This is a genomic window from Vogesella perlucida (assembly GCF_979366545.1).
The window spans coordinates 255,482-275,391 of record NZ_CEETRO010000003.1 but is presented as its reverse complement, the minus strand read 5'-3'; the positions used below and the strand labels follow the sequence as shown (position 1 = coordinate 275,391).

The 19,910-nt window shown below is 64.1% G+C and carries 20 protein-coding genes; 6 read left to right on the top strand and 14 right to left on the bottom strand.

Annotated elements, in window-relative coordinates:
* Window positions 1–14 precede the first annotated feature (14 nt).
* Window positions 15–1,901, bottom strand: a complete 1,887-nt coding sequence (locus tag ACZ9XP_RS06150; protein ID WP_147688185.1) for a ribonuclease catalytic domain-containing protein — start codon at window positions 1,899–1,901, stop codon at window positions 15–17.
* 130 nt (window positions 1,902–2,031) lie between these two features.
* On the opposite strand from ACZ9XP_RS06150, the gene ACZ9XP_RS06145 reads away from it, so the two are divergent.
* A complete protein-coding gene (locus tag ACZ9XP_RS06145; protein ID WP_240803479.1) occupies window positions 2,032–3,624 on the top strand; it encodes a diguanylate cyclase in 1,593 nt (530 codons plus the stop codon).
* Between the two features lie 53 nt (window positions 3,625–3,677).
* Here the strand turns inward: ACZ9XP_RS06145 and ACZ9XP_RS06140 are convergent, their stop codons facing one another.
* From ACZ9XP_RS06140 to ACZ9XP_RS06125, 4 genes are all read right to left on the bottom strand, one after another.
* Window positions 3,678–4,448, bottom strand: coding sequence for a DeoR/GlpR family DNA-binding transcription regulator (locus ACZ9XP_RS06140; RefSeq protein ID WP_017507526.1), 771 nt, complete (start codon window positions 4,446–4,448; stop codon window positions 3,678–3,680).
* A 285-nt stretch (window positions 4,449–4,733) separates the two neighbouring features.
* Complete coding sequence (locus ACZ9XP_RS06135; RefSeq protein ID WP_147688184.1) at window positions 4,734–5,516, bottom strand: outer membrane protein OmpK; 783 nt, start codon at window positions 5,514–5,516, stop codon at window positions 4,734–4,736.
* A 186-nt stretch (window positions 5,517–5,702) separates the two neighbouring features.
* Entirely contained in the window at window positions 5,703–6,032 is a 330-nt protein-coding gene (locus ACZ9XP_RS06130; RefSeq protein WP_147688183.1) for an MGMT family protein, read from the bottom strand.
* Window positions 6,032–6,682: an MBL fold metallo-hydrolase gene (locus ACZ9XP_RS06125; protein ID WP_147688182.1), complete on the bottom strand. Its 651-nt coding sequence runs from the start codon at window positions 6,680–6,682 to the stop codon at window positions 6,032–6,034. Before ACZ9XP_RS06125 ends, ACZ9XP_RS06130 begins: the two co-directional genes overlap by 1 nt.
* A 193-nt stretch (window positions 6,683–6,875) precedes the next feature.
* Here ACZ9XP_RS06125 and ACZ9XP_RS06120 point away from each other — a divergent pair, with 193 nt between their 5' ends.
* The 3 genes from ACZ9XP_RS06120 to ACZ9XP_RS06110 are packed head-to-tail and all read left to right on the top strand — an operon-like array spanning window position 6,876 to window position 9,472.
* The gene (locus ACZ9XP_RS06120) at window positions 6,876–7,712 is read left to right on the top strand and encodes a GGDEF domain-containing protein (RefSeq protein WP_465188160.1); all 837 of its coding nucleotides are present in this window, start codon (window positions 6,876–6,878) and stop codon (window positions 7,710–7,712) included.
* A 43-nt stretch (window positions 7,713–7,755) separates the two neighbouring features.
* On the top strand, window positions 7,756–8,577 hold the full coding sequence (locus ACZ9XP_RS06115) for a class I SAM-dependent methyltransferase (protein WP_465188159.1): 822 nt from the start codon (window positions 7,756–7,758) through the stop codon (window positions 8,575–8,577).
* 10 nt (window positions 8,578–8,587) lie between these two features.
* Window positions 8,588–9,472, top strand: coding sequence for a LysR family transcriptional regulator (locus ACZ9XP_RS06110; RefSeq protein ID WP_465188158.1), 885 nt, complete (start codon window positions 8,588–8,590; stop codon window positions 9,470–9,472).
* Here ACZ9XP_RS06110 and ACZ9XP_RS06105 read toward each other — a convergent pair.
* Window positions 9,469–10,689: a D-serine ammonia-lyase gene (locus ACZ9XP_RS06105; protein WP_465188157.1), complete on the bottom strand. Its 1,221-nt coding sequence runs from the start codon at window positions 10,687–10,689 to the stop codon at window positions 9,469–9,471. The two genes, ACZ9XP_RS06110 and ACZ9XP_RS06105, sit on opposite strands and share 4 nt — an antisense overlap.
* Window positions 10,690–10,892: 203 nt before the next feature.
* Between ACZ9XP_RS06105 and ACZ9XP_RS06100 the strand changes: the two genes are divergently transcribed.
* A complete protein-coding gene (locus ACZ9XP_RS06100; RefSeq protein ID WP_147688177.1) occupies window positions 10,893–12,860 on the top strand; it encodes a GGDEF domain-containing phosphodiesterase in 1,968 nt (655 codons plus the stop codon).
* Between the two features lie 9 nt (window positions 12,861–12,869).
* Here ACZ9XP_RS06100 and ACZ9XP_RS06095 read toward each other — a convergent pair whose 3' ends face one another.
* The 8 genes from ACZ9XP_RS06095 to ACZ9XP_RS06060 form a co-directional block, all read right to left on the bottom strand.
* A complete protein-coding gene (locus ACZ9XP_RS06095; RefSeq protein WP_147688176.1) occupies window positions 12,870–13,154 on the bottom strand; it encodes a GIY-YIG nuclease family protein in 285 nt (94 codons plus the stop codon).
* A complete protein-coding gene (locus ACZ9XP_RS06090; protein ID WP_147688175.1) occupies window positions 13,151–14,329 on the bottom strand; it encodes an aminotransferase class I/II-fold pyridoxal phosphate-dependent enzyme in 1,179 nt (392 codons plus the stop codon). Before ACZ9XP_RS06090 ends, ACZ9XP_RS06095 begins: the two co-directional genes overlap by 4 nt.
* Window positions 14,330–14,545: 216 nt before the next feature.
* A complete protein-coding gene (locus ACZ9XP_RS06085) occupies window positions 14,546–15,085 on the bottom strand; it encodes a YbhB/YbcL family Raf kinase inhibitor-like protein (RefSeq protein ID WP_465188156.1) in 540 nt (179 codons plus the stop codon).
* A 101-nt stretch (window positions 15,086–15,186) separates the two neighbouring features.
* On the bottom strand, window positions 15,187–15,993 hold the full coding sequence (locus ACZ9XP_RS06080) for a helix-turn-helix transcriptional regulator (protein ID WP_465188155.1): 807 nt from the start codon (window positions 15,991–15,993) through the stop codon (window positions 15,187–15,189).
* Between the two features lie 100 nt (window positions 15,994–16,093).
* The gene (locus ACZ9XP_RS06075; RefSeq protein WP_465188154.1) at window positions 16,094–16,258 is read right to left on the bottom strand and encodes a hypothetical protein; all 165 of its coding nucleotides are present in this window, start codon (window positions 16,256–16,258) and stop codon (window positions 16,094–16,096) included.
* A gap of 304 nt (window positions 16,259–16,562) precedes the next feature.
* Window positions 16,563–17,045 (bottom strand): DUF1456 family protein, encoded by a 483-nt coding sequence (locus tag ACZ9XP_RS06070; RefSeq protein WP_017507512.1) that lies wholly within the window; start codon window positions 17,043–17,045, stop codon window positions 16,563–16,565.
* A gap of 49 nt (window positions 17,046–17,094) precedes the next feature.
* The gene (gene pdxH / locus ACZ9XP_RS06065; protein ID WP_465188153.1) at window positions 17,095–17,736 is read right to left on the bottom strand and encodes a pyridoxamine 5'-phosphate oxidase; all 642 of its coding nucleotides are present in this window, start codon (window positions 17,734–17,736) and stop codon (window positions 17,095–17,097) included.
* Window positions 17,737–17,791: 55 nt separating this feature from the next.
* On the bottom strand, window positions 17,792–18,682 hold the full coding sequence (locus ACZ9XP_RS06060; RefSeq protein WP_465188152.1) for a LysR substrate-binding domain-containing protein: 891 nt from the start codon (window positions 18,680–18,682) through the stop codon (window positions 17,792–17,794).
* A gap of 98 nt (window positions 18,683–18,780) precedes the next feature.
* Between ACZ9XP_RS06060 and ACZ9XP_RS06055 the strand changes: the two genes are divergently transcribed.
* The gene (locus ACZ9XP_RS06055; protein WP_465188151.1) at window positions 18,781–19,908 is read left to right on the top strand and encodes an S-(hydroxymethyl)glutathione dehydrogenase/class III alcohol dehydrogenase; all 1,128 of its coding nucleotides are present in this window, start codon (window positions 18,781–18,783) and stop codon (window positions 19,906–19,908) included.
* Window positions 19,909–19,910 lie beyond the last annotated feature (2 nt).

Genomic DNA, 19,910 nt, shown 5'->3' with positions numbered 1-19,910 from the left:
GTGCTTTAGCGGCCTCAGGCCGGCTGGTCGGCAGGCTCTGCCGGCGGGGTCTTGCGCGAGATCACCGAGACAAAGCGGCACTCCAGCTCTTGCATCAGCTCGTCGATACGGATGATCTGCAGCTGAATGCGGTCGCCGTTTTCCAGCTCCGGCAAGCCCGGAATGCGCATGCGTACCGGCACGCCATCCAGGCGAACCAGGTCTTCCTTGATAAAGGTGGCGGTTGGCTCGCTGATGCCTTCCTGGCTGAACCAGCGCAGGCACCAGAAGTACTCCATCTTGTCCTGGAAGCCCAGGTAGGCGCTGTAGGCCGCGTCGAAATCACGCAGCAGGGCAAACAGCATGGCGTCGCCTTGCGGGTACTGCGGCGCGTCGCCACGGATCATGGCCACCAGCTGGCGCTGGTTGACGAAGTCCGACGCGCGGCGCAGCGGCGAGGTGCTCCAAGCATACTGTGCCACCCCCAGGCCGATGTGCGGCTCGGGGCGGGTGGTCATGCGCACCTTGCCCATGCTTTGCGCACGGTACATGGCCGGGATATCGGCCTCGGCCAGCATGCGGCCCCATTCGCTGTTGGCCAGGATCATCAGTTCGGAAACCAGCTTGTCCATGGGCGAGCCGCGCTTGCGGATGGTGATGCGCACCTTGCCGTCTTCCACGGCAAAGTTGTAGTCCACTTGCGGCGGGCGGTTTGGGTCGGGTGTCTTGCCACGGAAAGCTTCGCGGGCGTTGGCAAATTGCCACAGCCAGACCAGCTCACGCTTGAAGGCATAGTCGGGGCCAAAGCCGGGTGCGGCCAACGTCTCTTCGTTGAACACCTGCTCCAGCTGGTCGTGGCGCAGGTTGGCCGCAATGTGTACGCGCTCCACGCGGTTTTCAAAGTCCACCAGCTCGAACGACGGCGTCACTTCCACATACAGGCTCAGTGCCGGGCACGCCTGGCCTTCCTGCAGGGTGAACTGTGCCACCACGTCGTCCGGCAGCATGGTGATCTTGTTACCGGGGAAATACACGGTAGACAGGCGCTGGTGCACGATTTTTTCCAGGTCACTGCCCGGCGCAATACCCAGCGTGGGGGCGGCAATGTGGATGCCGACGCGGATATGGCCGTTGGCCAGCCACTGTACCGACAGCGCATCGTCGATTTCGGTAGTGGCGGCGTCGTCAATGGAAAACGCTTGTACATCGGCCAGTGGCAGCGCGTCCGGCTGGGTGGCTGGCGCGTAGTGGCCAAAGCCCAGGCCTTTGGGGAAGTGCTCCATCTGGAAGCCGGCCATCATGTAGTCCGGCACCGACGGGATACCGCCTACCTTGTCAGCCAGGCGCAGCGGCGGCAGGCTGGTGGCGCGGCTGGCCTGGTCGAAGGCTTTGAATTCCAGGGTGTTTTTGTCGGGACGATACAAAATGGCCATCAGGTGGCTGCGGATGGCATCCGGCAGGGTGCCTGCGGCCAGCTCGGCGGCCCAGGCGTCGATCTGCTCCTGCTCGCGCTTTTTGCGTTCGATACCCGCCAGCGCGGCTTTCAGGGTTTCTTCCGGTGCAGCCTTGAAGCGGCCCTTGGCCTTTTTGTAGAAGTACATCGGCGCAGCGTACAGGCGCAGCAGGATGGCGGCGTTTTCCAGCGCGCTTGGCGCGTGGCCAAAGTAGTCGGCGGCCAGTACATCAAAACCGAACTCGTCGTCGCCGCAGCATTCCCACAGGAAATCCACGTCGATATCGGCAGCAATCGCCTCTGCGGCGGGCAGAAAGTCTGGCAGTGCGCTGCTGAACTCCAGAAACACGTTGGCCGCTTTCAGTTTGGTGCGCTTACCGTGCTGAGTGTCAATCTGCAGGCTGGCATCAGCGCGCGACACCACGCTGCCTACCTTGAAGCTGCCGCTTTCTTCGTAAAAGACGTTCATACTGCCTCTGGCGGGACCAAGTCTGCCCCGTGCTATGAATGAAACGGAAGATTATAGCAGCAGGCTGCGTCACACCGCTTTACTGCCGGTATACTGCGCTTCTTTGTATAAATGTTTGTTTAATTTAGCCATGTCAGCGCAGACCATTCCCCAAACCCTGCTGGGCCTTTCCCAGGAAATGGACCATGTTGGCCGCCAGCTGCTAGACCGCTGGGACCCAGAGCTCGCCCGGCGCTTTACTGCGCTAAGCCAGTGCTTGCAGGGCGTGGCCGAGCAAGGCGGGGCCGGCGAATTGCTGCGCGCCAATGACGAGTTGGCCGCACAGCTGCGCTCGTGGCTAAAACGGCGCCGCGCTCCTGACGATATTCTGGGTTTGCGCCAGCAGCTGTCTCTGGTTACCCAGCTGGCCAGCATGCCCGCGCCGGTAAAACACTCCGCCAGCACGGCTGCGTTGCGACAGAATCACCGTCTGTTTCTGTGGGCCGGCGAGCGCGATGTGGATAGCTATCTTGTCGAGCAGATGGCGTGTTTTGGCTACCAGATGGACGTGTTTCGCGACGCCTTGCTGCTGCAACAAGCTTTGCGGCAGCACACACCCGGCGCGCTGATCGTGTACAGCGATTTTGTGGGGGAGGCCAGCCTGTTTCCCCCCGGCATGCCCATGCCCTGCCCGGTGTTGTACGCCAGCCCGCGCCGCGATTTCGAGGCCAGGCTGAAGGCTGTACGCAGTGGCGGCCAGGGTTTTCTGGCGTGGCCATTACAGGTGCGCGAGCTGCTGGATGCGCTGGTCGTGCCGCAGCAACAGGACCGCCGCAACCCGCTACGTGTCTTGCTGATTGAAGACATGGGTTCGCTGGCCGGCTTGTATTCGGCCGTGTTGAACCAGCACGGCATCCTGACCGAAGAAGTCACCCGCCCCAGCCGTGCGCTGGAAGCGATCGAGCGCTTTCGCCCCGACCTGATCCTGATGGACATGTACATGCCGGAGTGCGACGGCAAAGAGCTGGCGCGCATCATCCGCCAGCAGGGTCTGATGGATGGCATACCCATCATTTTCCTGTCCATGGAAAAGCGGCAGGACATCCAGCTGGACACGTTGTCGCTGGGGGTGGATGGCTACCTGACCAAGCCGGTATCCAGCGACGAGCTGGTGGTCACGGTAACAACCCGCGCGCGCCGTTACCGCAAGCTGCGCTCCTACATCAGTACCGACAGCCTCACCGGCTTACTGAACCACACCCACCTGTTTGCGCGCCTGGAGTACGAGTTTGCCCGCGCCCAGCGCGAACGGCTGCCGCTGGCGATGGTGATGCTGGACCTGGACCACTTCAAGCGTATCAATGACAACTACGGCCACCAGGCCGGTGACGAAGTGCTGGTCAACCTGGCGCGCTTCCTGCGCGAGCGGCTACGCCGCAGCGACCTGATCGGCCGCTACGGTGGCGAGGAATTCGCGCTGGTGTTACCGGGCATGACGGTAGACCAGGCGTACCGCTTGCTGGAGGCGATTCGTGGCGATTTCGAGCTGCTTGACCAGCAGTCGCCGCGCGGGCGTTTCCGCCAGACCTTCAGCGCCGGCCTGTGCGGTGCCGAGGGTGTTACCGACGTGGTGGCCCTGGTGCAGCGCGCCGATGCCATGCTGTACCGTGCCAAGGAGCTGGGTCGTAACCTGGTGGTGGCATGGTCTGCCGATGCCGGGGGGCATTTGCCACCCGTGATCTAGTACAAAGCACAAGGGCGCCTACGGCGCCCTTGTGCTTTGTACTGCGGCCAACCTTATACGGGGTCGGCCAGGTACATGCGTACGTTGTGGTCGTCCAGCAGCTTTTTCAGGCTTTCCGGCGGCATGGCGTCGGTAAAGATGGCGTTGAACTCGCTGATGTGGCCCATGCGTACCAGCGCGTTGCGGCCGAATTTGCTGTGGTCAGCCGCCAGGAAACGGTGGCGGGCGTTGTTCATCATGGCTTGTGCCACGCGCACTTCGCGGTAGTCGAAATCCAGCAGCGAGCCGTCGGTCTCTATCCCCGAGACACCGATGACGGCGTAGTCCACCTTGAACTGGTTGATGAAATCCAGCGTGGCCACACCGGTAATGCCACCGTCCGAGGCGCGTACCACGCCCGAGGTAATCATCACGGTAAAGTCGGGGTTGGCCGACATGATGGACGCCACGTGGATGTTGTTGGTGATCACGCGCAGGCCTTTGTGGCTGGCTGTCAGCGCCTGGGCTACGGCTTCGATGGTGGTGCCGATGCTCATGAACAGCGAGGCATGGTCGGGAATGTTCTCCGCAATCATGTCGGCAATATGGGCTTTCTCACTTTGCAGCTTGCCCTTGCGCGAGAAGTAGTCTTCGTTTTCTACACTGTTACCCAGCGCCGCCCCGCCGTGATAGCGGCGTAGCAGGTTGGCTTCACAGAGCTGGTTGATGTCGCGACGGATGGTCTGTGGCGTCACATCCAGAATGCGTGCCAGCTCTTCGATCGGCATAAAGCCGTTCTCGCGGACCAGCTGCAGGATTTTGTCGTGTCTAGGGGATCGGCTCATGGGGTAGCAAGTTCGAAATCGAAAATTACCCTGAGTCTTTAACATATTTCCGGCGCTGGCGGCAACTTCACCTTGTCATAAACGAATGTTTGATGATGAAAAAACGCCAGTGCGGTGGCACTGGCGCTGGATATTGTTGACAAATGGCAGGCAGCGGTGCTGCGGCCGTTTGCCCAAGTGCCCGCTGGTACGGTACTGCCGCTGCCCGTCAGATTGCCCGCTGGCCGGTAGCGCAGGGGCGCTGCACCGCTGGCGGTCAGCCTGTCGCGGCAGGCGGTACGCGTATCAGAAGTTGTACTTGATGGTGGTGATCAGGGCGCGCTGGTAGGTGGCGGAGCCCAGTTTCTGGTCGGCGTAACGGTAGGTCAGGCCACCGGTCACGCTCTTGGTGGCGTTCCACCACAGCGATACCGCACCGTTGTTAGCCAGTTTGCGCGCATTCACGACTTTGCCATCCTTGGCCATGCCCAGGTAGCGGTTTTCACGATCGAATTCGATTTCGTGCCATTGGGTCACCATCAGGTCCTGACCGGCGGCCTTAAACGGGAAGCCCAGTACCCAGCCGGCCATCATGCCGTTGCGGTGTGCACCCACGCCTTGCTTGAACTCCTGGTGCGCGCCCAGGAACGGTTTCACCCACAGGCTGCCGGCGGACAGGCTGGTACCCAGGCCCAGTACGCGGTTCTGGTCGTAGAACTTGCCTTCGCGGAAGTCATAAACGTGGGCGTAGGCTTGTACCGGCAGGTTGCCGATTTGTGCCACGTTCACGCGAGCTACCACTTTGGAGGCGTAGCGACGGTTCTGGCCGCCGTTTTCGCGGGTGTTCTGGTCGGCGTTTTCTACGTCAACAAAGCCGTACAGGTCGCCCCAGTTGCCGCCCATGCCGCCTTCGGCTTCCAGGTAGGCAAAGTCTGCCTTGCCGCCGAACGGGCCTTTATTGGTGCGGTCCTGGGTGTTGGACGACCAGTCCAGCCAGTTGGCGCTTACGTTGCTGAAGGTGTAGTCGGCGTGGGCAAAGCCGGCACAGGAGGCCAGTGCCAGAGCGATGAGGGTAGTGCGAGTTTTCATGGGTTTTCTGCTGCAAGTCGTTAAGAAAGCACACCGTTTTGCCCGCAGCGCTACGCCTGGCGCAGGCTGCCTGCAAAACGGGGACGCGGAGGATAGCAGAAAGCGCCATGAATACAGATTGAAACGACCGTTTAGGACAAATGTTGTGTTATTCCTGCACGTTTGCCGTCATAACATGACGTTGGGTCATGATTTGCGCATGAAATGGCTGGCTGGCCAGCCGTAGTGGCACAGGTCAATACGGCCGTTGCGGCCAACCTCTACCCCGTCTTCTTCCAGCAACAGGCGCTGGTAGTCGGCTTGGGGGGTGCCGGGGCGGGCAATGCGCCCGCTGCTGCTCACCACGCGAAACCACGGCCAGCCCGCCCCCTCGGGGGCACTGGCCAGCAGTTTGCCCACGTGGCGGGCGTGGCGCGGGTAGCCGGCCAGCGCCGCCAGCACGCCGTAGCTGCTGACCTGGCCGGGCGGGATGGCCAGCAGCTGGGCCAATACGGCGCGTTCGAAATCAGCGTTCATCAGCCGTAGCGGCGGTCGGCCACAAAGGGGTTGCTGCGGCGCTCATCCCCGATGGTGGTAAACGGGCCATGGCCGGGTACCACGGTCATGTCGTCCGGCAGGGCAAACAGCTTGCTGCGGATGGCATCGATCAGCTGCTCGTGGTCGCCCATGGGGAAATCGGTGCGGCCGATGCTGCCCTGGAACAGCACATCGCCGACGATACAGAGGTTGGCCGCATGGCTGACAAACACCACATGGCCCGGGGTGTGGCCGGGGCAGTGCAGCACGGCCAGTGTTTGCTGGCCTACCGTGACGGTGTCGCCCTCGTGCAGCCAGCGCTCGGGGGTAAGCGGCTCGGCGCGGGGGAAGCCGAACATGGTGCCCTGGCTGGGTAGCTGGTCCAGCCAGAAGCTTTCTGCCGGGTGCGGGCCTTCTATCGCGACACCCAGTGCGTCGGCCAGCTCGCGCGCGCCACCGGCGTGGTCGATATGGCCGTGGGTCAGCAGCAGTTTTTCTACCGTCAGGCCTTGTGCATCGATAAAGGCACGCAGACGGCCGATGTCGCCACCGGCATCGACCACCGCGGCCTTGCTGGTTTCGTCGCACCAGATCACCGAGCAGTTCTGCTGGAAGGGTGTGACGGGAATGACCTTTAGCTGTAAAGCCATGAATATAGAATCCTGTGGTTAATTGGATGGTTTCAATTTTGACAGTGGAACCAGTGCAGGGAAAAGCACTTTTGCTGCTTGCCGGCCTGTGCATAAACGGCGATGCTATCCGCAAGCAAACACGGCTTTTGTCATTATCATGCCTGAATTTCCCGCTAAAAAACCCTATCTTCATCAACACCGCCGTAGTTTCATGCTGATCCTGGCTGTACTGCTATTCGTGGAAGTGGCCAGCCATGTGTTGTGGCTACCGGCTTTGCCTGAGACTTGGCTATTCAGTGTGGGCGGTTTTGCCGAGCTAACGGTGCTGCTGATCATTCTGATCATGTTCTGGGGTGTGCAGCGTGACGAGCTGCCGGTCACCGCTTATAACTGGCTGACCTGTGGCCTGGGTTTGTGGCTGGTGAGTGCGGTAGCCGACGTGATGGACGAGCTGGTACAGCAGCCGCGCTGGCTGTCTGCCTTTGGCGAAGACTTGATGCGCGTGTTCGGCATGTCGCTGGTGGCCTGCGGTGTGTTCAGCCTGATGCGCCATGCCCGGCGTGTTCACCAGCAGCTCAATGCCCTGGCGCATACCGACGAGCTGACCGGCTTGTATAACCGCCGTTATTTCAACCAGCTCAGCAAAGCCATGCAGCCGCAGGGTTTGTCGCTGATTTTGCTGGATCTGGACCATTTCAAGTCGGTAAACGATACCTTTGGCCATAGTGTGGGTGATCAGGTGCTGCGCGAGCTGGGGCGCATCCTGAACCTGCATTGTCCAAAAGGGGGGTATGCCTCGCGCCTGGGGGGCGAAGAGTTTGCCGTGCTCATGCCTGCCACGGAGGACGAGCGCCTGCATGCGCTGGCCGAGCTGGTGCGCCAGGCAGTAGCCGACATGCGTATCGGCCATATCGTGCAGCTCACCACCAGCATCGGTATAGGCCAGCTACGCCGCGGCGAAACACCCGAGCAACTGCAGCAGCGCACCGACCGTGCCCTGTATCGTGCCAAGGCGCTGGGGCGTAACCGGACCGAGTGGGCAGATTGACGGCACTGCTACAATAACGGCAACCCAATCTGTGGAGGCCGTCATGAGCCTGATCCCCGAAATCAAACCGCAGCAGTCGATCGAGCTGCTCAAAGAACTGCACATCCTGACCCGCGACGGCAAGATCAACCAGGACACCCGCCGCAAACTGAAGCAGGTGTACCACCTGTACCAGTTCATCGAACCGCTGATGGCCGACGTGCTGGCGCAAAAAGGCAGCCTGAGCCTGGCCGACCACGGTGCCGGTAAATCCTATCTGGGCTTCATCCTGTACGACCTGTTCCTGAAAGACAAAGCCGGTGCCACCGTTTACGGCGTGGAAACACGGCAGGACCTGGTGGATAAATCGGTTGAGCTGGCGGCACGCCTGGGTTTCGATGGCATGCAGTTCCTGAACCTGACCGTCGAGCAGTCCATTACCTCGGACGCGCTGCCGGCGCAGGTGGACATTATTACCGCCCTGCACGCCTGCAATACCGCCACCGACGACGCCATCCGCTTTGCGCTGGCCAAAGACGCCCGCTATATCGTGCTGGTGCCGTGCTGCCAGGCCGAAGTGGCCGCCGTACTGCGCCAGAAAAAGAACGAGACCTTCGGCAAAACCCCGCTGTCCGAGCTGTGGCGCCACCCCATCCACACCCGCGAGTTTGGTAGCCAGCTCACCAACGTCTTGCGTTGCCTGCAGCTGGAGGCGCGTGGCTACCAGGTGACCGTGACCGAGCTGGTGGGCTGGGAGCACTCGATGAAAAACGAGCTGATCATTGCCAAGAAAGTCGGCGGGGGCAAAAAGGCCGCGCGCGAACGCCAGGAAGCCATCCTGCGCGAGCTAAACCTGGAAGACCTGCGCGAACGCTTCGCCTACTGAGCCCGCTGCCATGCTGCCGCGCCGCCTCGATGCCAGCCTGCTAGCCGACCTATGGTTTTTTCACGCCGTCGCGGCGGCTGGTGGCTTCCGCCGTGCGGCGGCGCAGCTGTCCATCAGCCAGGGCGCCGTTAGCCAGCGCATGTTGCGGCTGGAGGGGCGGCTGGGTCTGGTGCTGATGCAGCGCGGGCCACGCGGTTTTGTGCTGACCGCTGCGGGCGAACAGCTGTACGCCGCCGCGCAGCAGGGTTTTGCTGCGCTGGGCCAGGGCCTGGCGGCGGTGCAGACCGGCACCATCACGCTGCGCTTGGTGGCGCCGCCTTCACTGGCGCTGGGCTGGCTCTTGCCCCGGCTGGGGCAGTTTTCCCGCTGCTATCCGGATATTGCGATCGACCTGCAGGCCGATACCCTGCCGCCGCAGTACCCTGCCGACCCCTTGCAGCTACGGTTGTGCTATCTGCCGCAGCCACCAGAGACGGGCGTGCCGCACTGGCCGGAGTATGGCTTTCCTGTGCTGTCACCGGCGGTCAGACAAGCCGGCACCGGGTTGGCATTGCTGCACGATGACAGCCCGTGGGGTACCAGTAGCGCCCCGGGCAGCGAATGGGCGCGCTGGTTGGCCGCACACGGCCGCCCGGTGTGTTGTGGCCCGGCAGAGCGGCATTTCAACCAGGCGCAGCTGGCTTATCGCAGCGCCCAGGCGGGCGAGGGGGTGGCACTGGGCCGCCAGCGTCTGGTGGCAGCCGCTTTGCAGGAAGGCAGCCTGTGCCGCTGTGACGACGCCCCGCCGCTACTACTGGGCTATTACGCCCTGTATGGCGGGCAGGGCGACGCAGCGGCAGCGCTGGCCGCCTGGCTGGCTGCCGAGCTGGCGGTTGACCCGGCCGCAGGCAGCTAGCTGGCCAGCAGCGGCAGAAATACCTCGTCCGGCAAACCATGGCCGCCAGTGGTCCAGACCAGCGGGATCACCTGCTGCGGCCACTGGCTTGCGGCCAACCTTTGCGCAACAAACCCCGCGGCAGCCGAGGGCTCCAGCCGCAAGCCGTGCTGCTGCCACTGCTGACGCACCTCGGCCAGCAGGCTGTCGTCGCTGACCGTGACCACAGCGTCCACCAGATGTTGCACCAGGCCAGCCACCGTGGCCGAGGCGCGTGGCACCGCCAGCCCATCGGCCAGCGTACGGTTATCCAGGCCGATATCGTAAACCGACAGCGCGTCATCGCCGCTGGCCAGCCGCAGCAGGAAGCAGGGCGAGCCGACCGGCTCCACAAACACGCACTGCACCGCGTCGCCGTACAGGCACTTCAGGCCAAATGCCACCCCGCCGGGGGCACCGCCCACGCCGCAGGGCAAGAACACCCGCAGCGGGCAGGCCGGGGTAGGCTGCAGCCCGGCGGTGTCCAGCTGGGCTTTCAGGTCGTGTGCGGCGGCGGCGTAGCCAAAAAACAGCAATAGCGAGCTTTCGTCATCGATGAAATAAGCCTGCGGGTCCGCTGCGGCCAACAGTCTGGCGCTGGCCACTGCCGCTGCGTAGTCGCCGGCGTGCTCTACCACGCGGGCACCCAGGGCGCGCAGGCGGTCTTTCTTCCACGCTTTGGCGTCGCTGGACATGTGTACTTCCACTTGCAGGCCCAGCGCGCGCGCCATCACGCCCACGCTATACCCCAGGTTGCCGGTACTGCCCACCAGAATGGTATGGCGGGCAAACAGCGCCCGCGCGGCATCGCCGGCCAGTAGCGCGTAGTTACTGCCTTCGGCTAGCAGGCCGGCGCGGCGGGCCAGGGTTTCGGCCTGGCACAACACCTCGTATACCCCGCCCCTGGCCTTGATGCAGGCGGTAACGGGCAGGGCGTGGTCGGCTTTGACCCACACCGTAGCGCCGGGGCCCGCCTGGGTTAGTAGCGGCGAATCGATGCGGCCATCGGCCGCCACGCTATCGGGAAAGCAGTGTGCCAAGAGCGGCGCAAAACGCTGCCAGCGGGCGATGGCGGCGGCGATATCGGCCGCGCCGTAGGGGAGCGTGGCCAGCGCCTGGGCGGCAGGCTGTCTGGCGGGGTTGTGCCACAGCAGTGGCTGGCCCTGCAGCAGGGCAGAGGGGAGCAAGGTCGCGGTCATGGTGTCTCCTTTGGCAATGGCCGCAGTGTGTCGCGCGCAGGCCTGCGTGACAAACCAGCATGGCTGTTGCAGCTGATTAGCCAGGCTAATCACTGGGTAGCACGGCACACTTTTCCCCGCTTGCGCCAAGAAGTGATTTATAGGGGCCATGCCGGGCGCACTATGCTGGCAGACATGACAGATCATTTTCGTGCCCCTTTGCCATGACTCACACCCGTTTTGCCGAGCTGTTCCAGTCTTCGCTTGGCAGCTTGCCGCTGTTTGCGCTGCAGGCTGCTGCTGCCGTTGGCATGTTGGGCGCCATGCTGGTACTGACACGCAGCCGCGGGTACGCCATTGCACACCGTGAGGCGTACCTGGGCCTGATCATGGGTATGGCTATTTATGTGATTGCCTGGTTTGTTTCCGGCTCGATGAAAGGCCCGGTCAAGTTGAACCTGAGTACCGACCTGCTGTTGCTCAGCGGCCTGCTGGGGGGCGGGCCAGGTGGCCTGGCCTGCTATCTGCTCAATACCCTGGCGCGTTACCAGTTTTCCGGCGTAGAGCGCCTGCTGGGCAGCATGGTTGATACGGCTATCCCGGTACTGGCCGGCCTGTTACTGCGGCGCTGGTGTTACCCGGCCCTGCTGGCGGGTTTCCGCTGGCGCACCTTGCTGTACATCTGGCTGGCCCGGGTGGTGGCTACCTATCTGGGGCTGGTGTTGGCGCTGCAGATCACCCCGGTAGCGGCAGACCTGGTAGAGCAGTTTGTGGTGTTGCGGCTACTGGTGTTGCCCTTGTCGCTGGGGATTTTGTACCTGGCGCTGCAAATGGTGGCGCTGGACGCCCAGATAGACCGGCAGCGTACGCGCGAATACGACCTTAGCCACACCGACGCGCTGACCGGCCTGCCCAACCGCAAGGCGCTGGGGGTGTATCTGGCGGATTTGCACGCGTTGGGAGTACGCAGTGTCGGCTGCCTGGCGGTGTTGGAGCTCAGCAATCTGCGCGATTTTTTGCTGCGCTATGGCTTGCAGAACGGCAGCCGGCTGTGGGGCAGGGTGAACGACATAGAACACGCCATGCCGGCGATGCAGGCTATCCGCTGCTACCAGCCGCGGGTGTTCCAGTATGGTGATTTTTCGCTGGCTATCGTGCTGCGTGGCGCACAGCTGGTCGACCTGGAGCACAGTGGCGAAGTCGAAGCCTTTTTGCAGCAGCTGTCACAAGACATATCTGCCGACTGGCACAGCTTCAGCCCGGTCTTCCGCTGCGCGGTGGTGGAGCTGGACAACGACTACCAGCAGGGCGAGGACGGCCTGCCGTATCGCAATATCACCCTGGCGCTGAATGCACACGATGCGGGGGTGGCGTATTTCAACGACCTGCTGCGCCGCGATGCGGTGCTGGACGGCTATATCGAGTTGGCACTGGATGCCTGGCTGGTAGATCCGGCCAGCATGCCGCTGGCCTACCAGCCCAAGGTCAGGCTGCAGGATGGACAGCTGGCGGGGGGCGAGGCGCTATTGCGCCTGCACGATGCTTTTGGCCAGCCGGTAGCCGCCATGCGCGCCATCTCCCTGTTTCGCCAGCGCGGGCGTTTGGCCGAATTCGAGTGGGTATCTCTCTGTGCCGTGGTAGGGGTCTTGCCACAGGTATTGTCGCGCTTTCCGGGCTGCTGCATTTCGGTCAATGTGTCTGCCGAGTCGCTGTGCAAGGCTGATTTTGGCCTGCAGGTGAATATGCTGCTACAGCAGCACAATGTGCCCGGCAGCGCGCTGTGTTTGGAGGTAGTGGAGTGGTCCGACGTGCTGCAGATGCCACAGGTAGAGCAAAACATGGCGCTGCTGGTGCAGGCAGGGGTGTGTTTGTCGCTGGATGATTTTGGTGTGGGTTATTCCACCCTGATGCTGCTGACGCAGTTTGCCTTTGCCGAGGTCAAGCTGGAGCAGTCGCTGATTGCCACCATCGACAACCGCAAATCGCGCAGCTTCATTGCCCTGGCGGTAGAGGTCGCACACCGTAGCGGTGCGCGGGTGGTAGCCGAGGGCACCGAGACCCGGCACGATCTGGCGCGCGTGCGCGAGCTGGGTGTCGACCTGGCGCAAGGTTACCTGTTTTCCCCCGCTATGCCACTACAGCAGTTTTTACACTTTCCCCTGTATCAGCAGCTAGTCCATATCGACGCCTGAGCAGGGTTGTCATACCGTGTGCGCAGCCAGCCAGGCGCGCTTTTGTGCCGCGCTCATGGCTTTTACCGCATGCTCTGCGGCCAACGCCTCCCCTTTGCTGGCAAAAGCCAGCACCAGCGCAATGCGCTCCGGTGGAAAGCTGCGCGTGTAGCGCGCACCCTTGCCGGCAGCGTGCGCCGCGTAGCGCTTGTCGACATCCGTGGTAATGCCGGTGTACAGGCTGCCGCCGCGGCAGTGCAACAGGTACAGGTACCACGGGCGGCCAGGGTTGGCCGCAGCCTCCCCGCCGCTCACCCCAGCGCCTGCGCCAGGTCGGCGATGATGTCGCGCACGTCTTCTATGCCGACCGAACAGCGTACCAGCCCGCCCGGAATGCCCAGCGCCACGCGTTCGGCTTCGCTGCATTCCACATGGCTGGTGGTGCTGGGGATGCCCAGCAGGGTGTCTACCGAGCCCAGCGTAGCGGCGCGGATCAGCAGTTGGCAGCGCGGCAGCATGGCCTGTACGGCTGCAAAGCCACCGGCTAGCTCGAAGCTCAGCACGCCGCCAAAGCCCTGCATCTGGCTGGCCGCCAGCGCGTGTTGCGGGTGGCTGGGCAGGCCGGGGTAGTTCACCTGCGCTACTGCCGGGTGGGTGTGCAGCCACTGCGCCAGCGCCAGCGCGTTGGCGTTGTGCTGGCGCATGCGCAGCGCCAGCGTCTTGATGCCGCGCAGGATCAGAAACGCGCTCATCGGGTCCAGGCAGGCGCCGTGGATCTCGCGGTAGTGGCGCAGCTTGTCGGTGAGTGCCCGGCTGCCGCAGGCCACGCCGCCCATGGCGTCGGCGTGGCCGCCCAGAAACTTGGTGGCGCTATGCAGTACCAGGTCGGCACCCAGTGTGAGCGGCTGCTGGTTCACTGGCGTGGCAAACGTATTGTCGATCACCACCACCGCCCCCGCCGCGTGGCCGGCGGCGGCCAGCTGGCGGATGTCCTGCACTTTCAGCATCGGGTTGGTGGGCGATTCCAGATAGAGCAGGTCGCAGCCCTGTGCCATGGCGGCGGCAAAGGCCTCGGCGTCGGTGGTATCGCACAGCGTCACCTGCACGCCCCAATGCGGCAGTGTGTGCTGGAACAGGTAATGGCTGCCGCCGTAGGTGTCCTTGCCGGCTACAACGCGCGCGCCGGGGTGCAGCAGCGCCAGCAGGGTGCTGCTGATGGCGGCCATGCCGCTGCTAAAGGCTACCGCAGCCTCGGCGCCTTCCAGTGCGGCCAACCTGGCTTCCAGCGCCAGCGTGGCCGGCTGTGCGGTATTGCGGCTGTACAGCGGGCCGGGCGCGTCACCACGGGCCACCTGTTCCCAGCTGGCCACATCGGGGTAGCCGTGAGCAATGGCAAACTCCACCGGTACGGCAAGCGCGTCGTGCGGGCGGAACGGGTCTTCGCCAGCGCGGACGGCCAGCGTATCAGGGTGCAGGGTGGGGCGGGTCATGGCAGCTCCGGGCGCAAACATGGCGGCATGCTGCGTGGCCGGTGGCGGCACTGTCAAGCCCGCTCTGGCGAGCTTGATAGGCAACACCCCGCCTGTTTGCAGTGCAAACAGGCGGGGTGTTGCAAACGGGCGGGCTGCGGATTCAACGGCGCATGTGGCCTGGCCCGGTAAAACCGGACCGCGACGGTGCCTGCCGCCGCCAGCCCGCCCCGCGTGTCAGCGCTGGTAGGTGGCGGTGAAGCTGGCCTTGCCCAGGCCGTTGGCCCACAGCATATAGCCCACCAGTGCCGGGCTGGCGTCGGCTGGCAAATCCAGGCGCGGCACTTTCAGCGCGTGCACGGTAAAGATATAGCGGTGCTTGCCGTGGCCAGGCGGCGGGCAGGCACCGCCAAAGCCGGGCTGGCCAAAGTCGGTGCGGCTTTGCAGGGCACCGGGCGGTAGCAGCGTGGCGTCGTTACCGGCACTGGCCTGCAGGCCCTGGGTGGTGGCGGGCAGGTTGAAAACCAGCCAGTGCCACCAGCCGCTGCCGGTGGGCGCGTCCGGGTCGTATACGGTGACGGCGTAGCTTTGCGTGCCGGCCGGCGCATTTTTCCACGCCAGCGCGGGGGATACATTGCCGCCGTCGCAGCCAAAGCCGTTGAACTCTTGGGCCTTGCTCATGGCCTGGCCGTCGCGCAGCTGCGGGCTGCTCAGGTCAAAGGCCGTGGCAGGCAGGCTGGCGCAGGCCAGCAGGGTGGTAAGCAGCAGGGTTTTCATCAGGTGTCTCCAGGTAGGGAATAGCCTGGCCAGTGTGGCAGCCCTGCAGGGGGCTGGCGCGCCGGTGGGCACCACGGGCTGTGCCGAAACGCTCAAGTTGCTCAGGCCGCCACATCGCGCTGCTGGCGCAGCTGGCTGGGGGTCACGCCAAAGCGCTGGCGGAAGGCAGCAGTAAAACGCGATGGCGACAGATAACCACAAGCCGCAGCGACGTCTGCCAGCGGCTGGTTGCCGCTATTGACCAAGCCCAGCGCCCGCTCCATGCGCACCTCGCCCAGCAGGGTGGAAAACGAGGTGTGCTCTGCGGCCAACCTGCGCCGCAGCGTGGCCGGGCTCATGGCCAGGTGGCGGGCGATATCGCTAGCCTGCCAGTCGCGGGCGGGGTCAAAGGCCAGCAGGCTCTGGATCTGTGCCCGTACATCCTGCCGCGGCTGGCGGAACAGGTCGGCGCCCTGCCTTGCGGCGGCCAGCGCCAGCATCAGGCCCTGCCAGGCGTGCTCAGCGCGGGCTTCGCCCAGCGTGCCGGCCTCGACTTGCGGCAGCAGGGTTTGCAGCTGTTGCAAGGCGGCGACGGCGTCGGTGTGGGGGCGGAACACGGGGGTGGTTTCCTGCCACGGCGGTGCCGGCAGCTGGCTGCCGTATTGCGCCAGCAGGCGTTGCAGCCAGTGCTGCGGTTGCACCAGCGTCCAGGCGCGGTAACCGTGGTGATCTGGCTGGTTGATGATGTCCACCTCCTGCCCGCCGGGGATCACCAGCCAGCTGCCGGGCGGGCAGTGCCAGCTGCCGTGGCGGGTAAGCAGCTGCTTTTCGCCGTGTTCGACGGCCACCAGCAGGGTGGACAGCACCGGCACACGCGCCAGGCGCTGGCGTTGCAGGCTACGAAAAATGTACAGCGGCAGGGTAGACATGGCGGGCTCCTGGCAGGTTGGCCGCATCATGCAGCAGGGTAGGCGCGCTGACGAGGGGCGTGAGCGGCCTGGGCCAGCGGGTGCGCGTTGCGGGCGGGTGTCAGGCTTGCGCCGCCAGCCATTCGCTGACGCTGGCGTGCCAGCTATCAGGCTCGCCGGCCGCTAGTATGTGTTCGCCATCGGCCAGCTGCAGCCGTGCCTGGCTGGCGTCGAACCACAGCTCGCCCTGGGCAAAGCGGCGGTATTGCACCGGCTCGGTTTGCATGGCGGCGAAATCCAGCCGCTGCCAGCCGTGGCTGGCGGCTGGTTGCCATAGCCAGCAGGGCCTGTTAACACTTTTCTTGCTGCGGGGCACTGCTTTGTTAAACCGTGCTGGCAGGGATCGCGCCCTGCTGCGCCCGGTTTTTCGCGCATTGCCACCGCCTGACAAGCGCCGCCGCATCAAAAATAGCGTTAACAGACCCTATACACCTGGCCGGGCGGGCTGCCCACCGGCTGGTCCAGACGCTTGATTTCCAGCAGGCTGCCGGCAGCGCCGTGGAAGGCAAACAGACAACGCAGTGGCAGCATCATGCCCCCGTTTTGTGCGCCATGTCCGGGCGATGCTTCATGGCCAGGCCTTTGAGCAGGTAGCGCAGGAACTGGTCGCCGCAGACGCGGTAGTTCTTGTGGCCGGGCTTGCGGAACAGCGCGCCTACTTCGGCGCTGGAGACGCTAAAGCCGGTGCGCGCGATCAGGGCCTCGATGTCTTCCTGTTTGAGCTCGAAGGCCACGCGCAGCTTTTTCAGGATGTCGTTATTGTTCAGGCGCAGCGCCGGTGGCGGCAGCGGGGCGTCGTCGCGGCGGCCGCGGCGCTCGATGATCAGGCCGTCCAGAAAGGACGACAGCAGCTCGTCGCTGCAGCTGGCAAAGCCGTCTTCTTCATCTTTTTTCAGTAGTGCGGCAAAGTCGTCGTCGGCGTAGGGCTCGACGTGCTGCAGGATGGCCAGCATGCGCTTGTCGCTGATGTTCAGGATAAAGCGCACGCTGCGCAGGATGTCGTTGTTAAGCATGGTGGTATCGCCATCAAGGTTGGCCGCAGGGTGCGGCCAACGGGGGGTTTCAGGGGGCCAGGCGGCTGCGCGCCCAGCTGGCGTCGCCCGCCAGCGTGTACAGCACGCGGTCGTGCAGGCGGCTGGGGCGGCCCTGCCAGAATTCGATGCGGTCCGGCACGATGGCGTAGCCGCCCCAGTGTGGCGGGCGCGGTACCGATAGCGGGTGTTTCAGGCCAAAGCTGGCCGCGCGGGTCACCAGCACGGTTTTGCTGTCGATTTCCGTGCTTTGCTCGCTGGCCCAGGCACCGATGCGGCTGGTGTAGGGGCGGCTGGCAAAGTAGGCGTCGGACACCTCGGGCGCCACTTGCGCCACGCGGCCTTCGATGCGTACCTGGCGTTCCAGCTCCGGCCAGAAGAAGGTCACCGCCACATAGGGGTTGGCCGCCAGCTGGCGACCCTTGCGGCTGAGGTAGTTGGTGTAGAACACAAGTTGGCCGTTTTCCACGCCCTTGAGCAGTACGATGCGCGCCGACGGGCGGCCGCTATCGTCTACGGTGGCGATGTGCATGGCGGTGGGTTCGTGCACCTGCGAGGCGATGGCTTCGTTCAGCCACACTTCAAACTGGGCTACCGCGTCCGGCAGGCAATCGTCGGGCGACAGTTCTTTCTTGCTGTATTCGAGGCGGATATCGGCGAGGTTCAGCGACATGGTCGGGCTCCACAGGCATGAGGGCGGCGTTGGCGCCGCACGGGGTTGGCCGCCATCATACGCCGGTGGCCGCCGGCAGGCCCAGCCTGTCGGCCAGGAAATCCACCAGCATGCGCACCTTGGGCGATAGCTGGCGGTTGTGCGGGTACAGCGCCCAGATGCCTTCTTCCGGCGGCTGCCAGGCGGTCAGCAGCGCTTGTAGCGCGCCGCTGGCCAGGTGCGCGGCCACGTAATAATCGGGCAGCTGCACGATGCCGTGGCCGGCCAGCGCCGCCTGGGTCAGTGCGTGGCCGCTGTTGCAGCGCAGGCGGCCGTGTACCCGCAGCGGGCGGCGCTTGCCGTGTTCGCCGATAAACCAGTGCTCGTGGCTGCCCAGCAGGCAGTTGTGCTGCTCCAGCGCGGCCAGGGTGTGCGGCGAGCCGTGCGCCGCCAGGTAGGCCGGTGCGGCGCAAATATGCAGGTGGCGGCCGGCCAGCCGGCGCGCGATCAGGCTGGAATCGGCCAGCTGGCCGATGCGGATGGCCAGGTCGTAGCCGTCGTGCACCAGGTCCAGCACCTCGTTGCTGAGCTGCAGCTTGATGTCCAGCGCCGGGTAGCGCTGGCCGAACTGCAGCAGCAGCGGCGCGATATGGCTTTCGCCGTAGGCCAGCGGCGCGGTCACTTTCAGGCTGCCTTGCGGCGTGGACAGGTGCTGCGACACCGCGCGCTCGGCCTCGCCCAGCGAGTCCAGCAACTGGCGGCAGTGCTGCAGGTAGAGCTGGCCGGTGTCGGTGAGCGTGACGTGGCGGGTACTGCGGTACAGCAGCTGGGTGCCCAGCCGCGCTTCCAGCCGCGTCAGCTGGCGGCTCACCTGCGATACCGACAGCCCCAGCGCCTGCGCGGCGCGGGTAAAGCTGCCGTGTTCCGCCACGGCGGCAAATTCGCACACCCCTTCCCATGCCAGCATTGTTGCACCCTGTAAAAAATCATTTGCCGATAGGGTGGATTATCCCGCAATCAAAGCCTAATACAATGCGGCCAACCTTTTTACTGACGGAAACCACCATGACTGCCACCACCATCACCTGTAAAGCCGCCGTTGCCTGGGCTGCCGGCCAGCCGCTGACGATCGAAGACGTGCAAGTGATGCCGCCGCAAGCGGGCGAAGTGCGCGTGAAGCTGGTGGCTACCGGCGTGTGCCACACCGACGCTTTCACGCTGTCTGGCGATGACCCGGAAGGCATCTTCCCGTGCATTCTGGGCCACGAAGGCGCCGGCATTGTGGAGTCGGTAGGCGAGGGCGTGACCAGCGTGGCGGTGGGTGACCACGTGATTCCGCTGTACACGCCGGAATGCGGCGAGTGCAAGTTCTGCAAATCGGGCAAGACCAACCTGTGCCAGAAGATTCGCGCCACCCAGGGCAAGGGCCTGATGCCGGACTGCACCACGCGCTTCTCCAAAGACGGCCAGCCGATTTACCACTACATGGGCACCTCCACCTTTGCCGAGTACACCGTGCTGCCGGAAATCTCGCTGGCCAAGGTGAACCCGGCGGCCCCGCTGGAAGAAGTGTGCCTGCTGGGCTGCGGCGTCACCACCGGCATGGGCGCGGTAATGAACACCGCCAAGGTGAAAGCGGGCGATACCGTGGCCATCTTCGGCCTGGGCGGCATTGGTCTGTCGGCCATCATCGGTGCGCGCATGGCCGGTGCCAGCCGCATCATCGGTATTGATATCAACGAGAGCAAATTCGCGCTGGCGCAGAAGCTGGGCGCTACCGACGTGATCAACCCGCAGCACTTTGACAAGCCGATTCACGACGTAATCGTGGCAATGACCGACGGCGGCGTGGACTTCTCGTTCGAGTGCATCGGCAATGTGAACGTGATGCGTTCGGCGCTGGAATGCTGCCACAAGGGCTGGGGCGAGTCGGTGATTATCGGCGTGGCCGGCGCGGGTCAGGAAATCAGCACCCGTCCGTTCCAGCTGGTGACCGGCCGCGTATGGCGCGGTTCGGCCTTTGGCGGCGTGCGTGGCCGCTCCGAGCTGCCGCACTTTGTTGAACGCTACCTGAAGGGCGAGTTCCGCCTGGACGACTTCATCACCCATACCATGCCACTGGACGACATCAACACCGCCTTTGACCTGATGCACGAAGGCAAGAGCATCCGTAGCGTCGTGCATTACAAGTAACT

What these genes read in the sequence shown, in the direction of transcription:
- ACZ9XP_RS06150 (WP_147688185.1), bottom strand. Translation starts at nt 1,901, where the DNA reads ATGAACGTCTTTTACGAAGAAAGCGGCAGCTTCAAGGTAGGCAGCGTG.
- ACZ9XP_RS06135 (WP_147688184.1), bottom strand. Translation starts at nt 5,516, where the DNA reads ATGAAAACTCGCACTACCCTCATCGCTCTGGCACTGGCCTCCTGTGCC.
- ACZ9XP_RS06060 (WP_465188152.1), bottom strand. Translation starts at nt 18,682, where the DNA reads ATGCTGGCATGGGAAGGGGTGTGCGAATTTGCCGCCGTGGCGGAACAC.
- ACZ9XP_RS06100 (WP_147688177.1), top strand. Translation starts at nt 10,893, where the DNA reads ATGACTCACACCCGTTTTGCCGAGCTGTTCCAGTCTTCGCTTGGCAGC.
- ACZ9XP_RS06110 (WP_465188158.1), top strand. Translation starts at nt 8,588, where the DNA reads ATGCTGCCGCGCCGCCTCGATGCCAGCCTGCTAGCCGACCTATGGTTT.
- ACZ9XP_RS06085 (WP_465188156.1), bottom strand. Translation starts at nt 15,085, where the DNA reads ATGAAAACCCTGCTGCTTACCACCCTGCTGGCCTGCGCCAGCCTGCCT.
- ACZ9XP_RS06105 (WP_465188157.1), bottom strand. Translation starts at nt 10,689, where the DNA reads ATGACCGCGACCTTGCTCCCCTCTGCCCTGCTGCAGGGCCAGCCACTG.
- ACZ9XP_RS06115 (WP_465188159.1), top strand. Translation starts at nt 7,756, where the DNA reads ATGAGCCTGATCCCCGAAATCAAACCGCAGCAGTCGATCGAGCTGCTC.
- ACZ9XP_RS06055 (WP_465188151.1), top strand. Translation starts at nt 18,781, where the DNA reads ATGACTGCCACCACCATCACCTGTAAAGCCGCCGTTGCCTGGGCTGCC.
- ACZ9XP_RS06130 (WP_147688183.1), bottom strand. Translation starts at nt 6,032, where the DNA reads ATGAACGCTGATTTCGAACGCGCCGTATTGGCCCAGCTGCTGGCCATC.
- ACZ9XP_RS06145 (WP_240803479.1), top strand. Translation starts at nt 2,032, where the DNA reads ATGTCAGCGCAGACCATTCCCCAAACCCTGCTGGGCCTTTCCCAGGAA.
- ACZ9XP_RS06125 (WP_147688182.1), bottom strand. Translation starts at nt 6,682, where the DNA reads ATGGCTTTACAGCTAAAGGTCATTCCCGTCACACCCTTCCAGCAGAAC.
- ACZ9XP_RS06140 (WP_017507526.1), bottom strand. Translation starts at nt 4,448, where the DNA reads ATGAGCCGATCCCCTAGACACGACAAAATCCTGCAGCTGGTCCGCGAG.
- ACZ9XP_RS06120 (WP_465188160.1), top strand. Translation starts at nt 6,876, where the DNA reads ATGCTGATCCTGGCTGTACTGCTATTCGTGGAAGTGGCCAGCCATGTG.
- ACZ9XP_RS06075 (WP_465188154.1), bottom strand. Translation starts at nt 16,258, where the DNA reads ATGCAAACCGAGCCGGTGCAATACCGCCGCTTTGCCCAGGGCGAGCTG.
- pdxH (WP_465188153.1), bottom strand. Translation starts at nt 17,736, where the DNA reads ATGTCGCTGAACCTCGCCGATATCCGCCTCGAATACAGCAAGAAAGAA.
- ACZ9XP_RS06080 (WP_465188155.1), bottom strand. Translation starts at nt 15,993, where the DNA reads ATGTCTACCCTGCCGCTGTACATTTTTCGTAGCCTGCAACGCCAGCGC.
- ACZ9XP_RS06090 (WP_147688175.1), bottom strand. Translation starts at nt 14,329, where the DNA reads ATGACCCGCCCCACCCTGCACCCTGATACGCTGGCCGTCCGCGCTGGC.
- ACZ9XP_RS06070 (WP_017507512.1), bottom strand. Translation starts at nt 17,045, where the DNA reads ATGCTTAACAACGACATCCTGCGCAGCGTGCGCTTTATCCTGAACATC.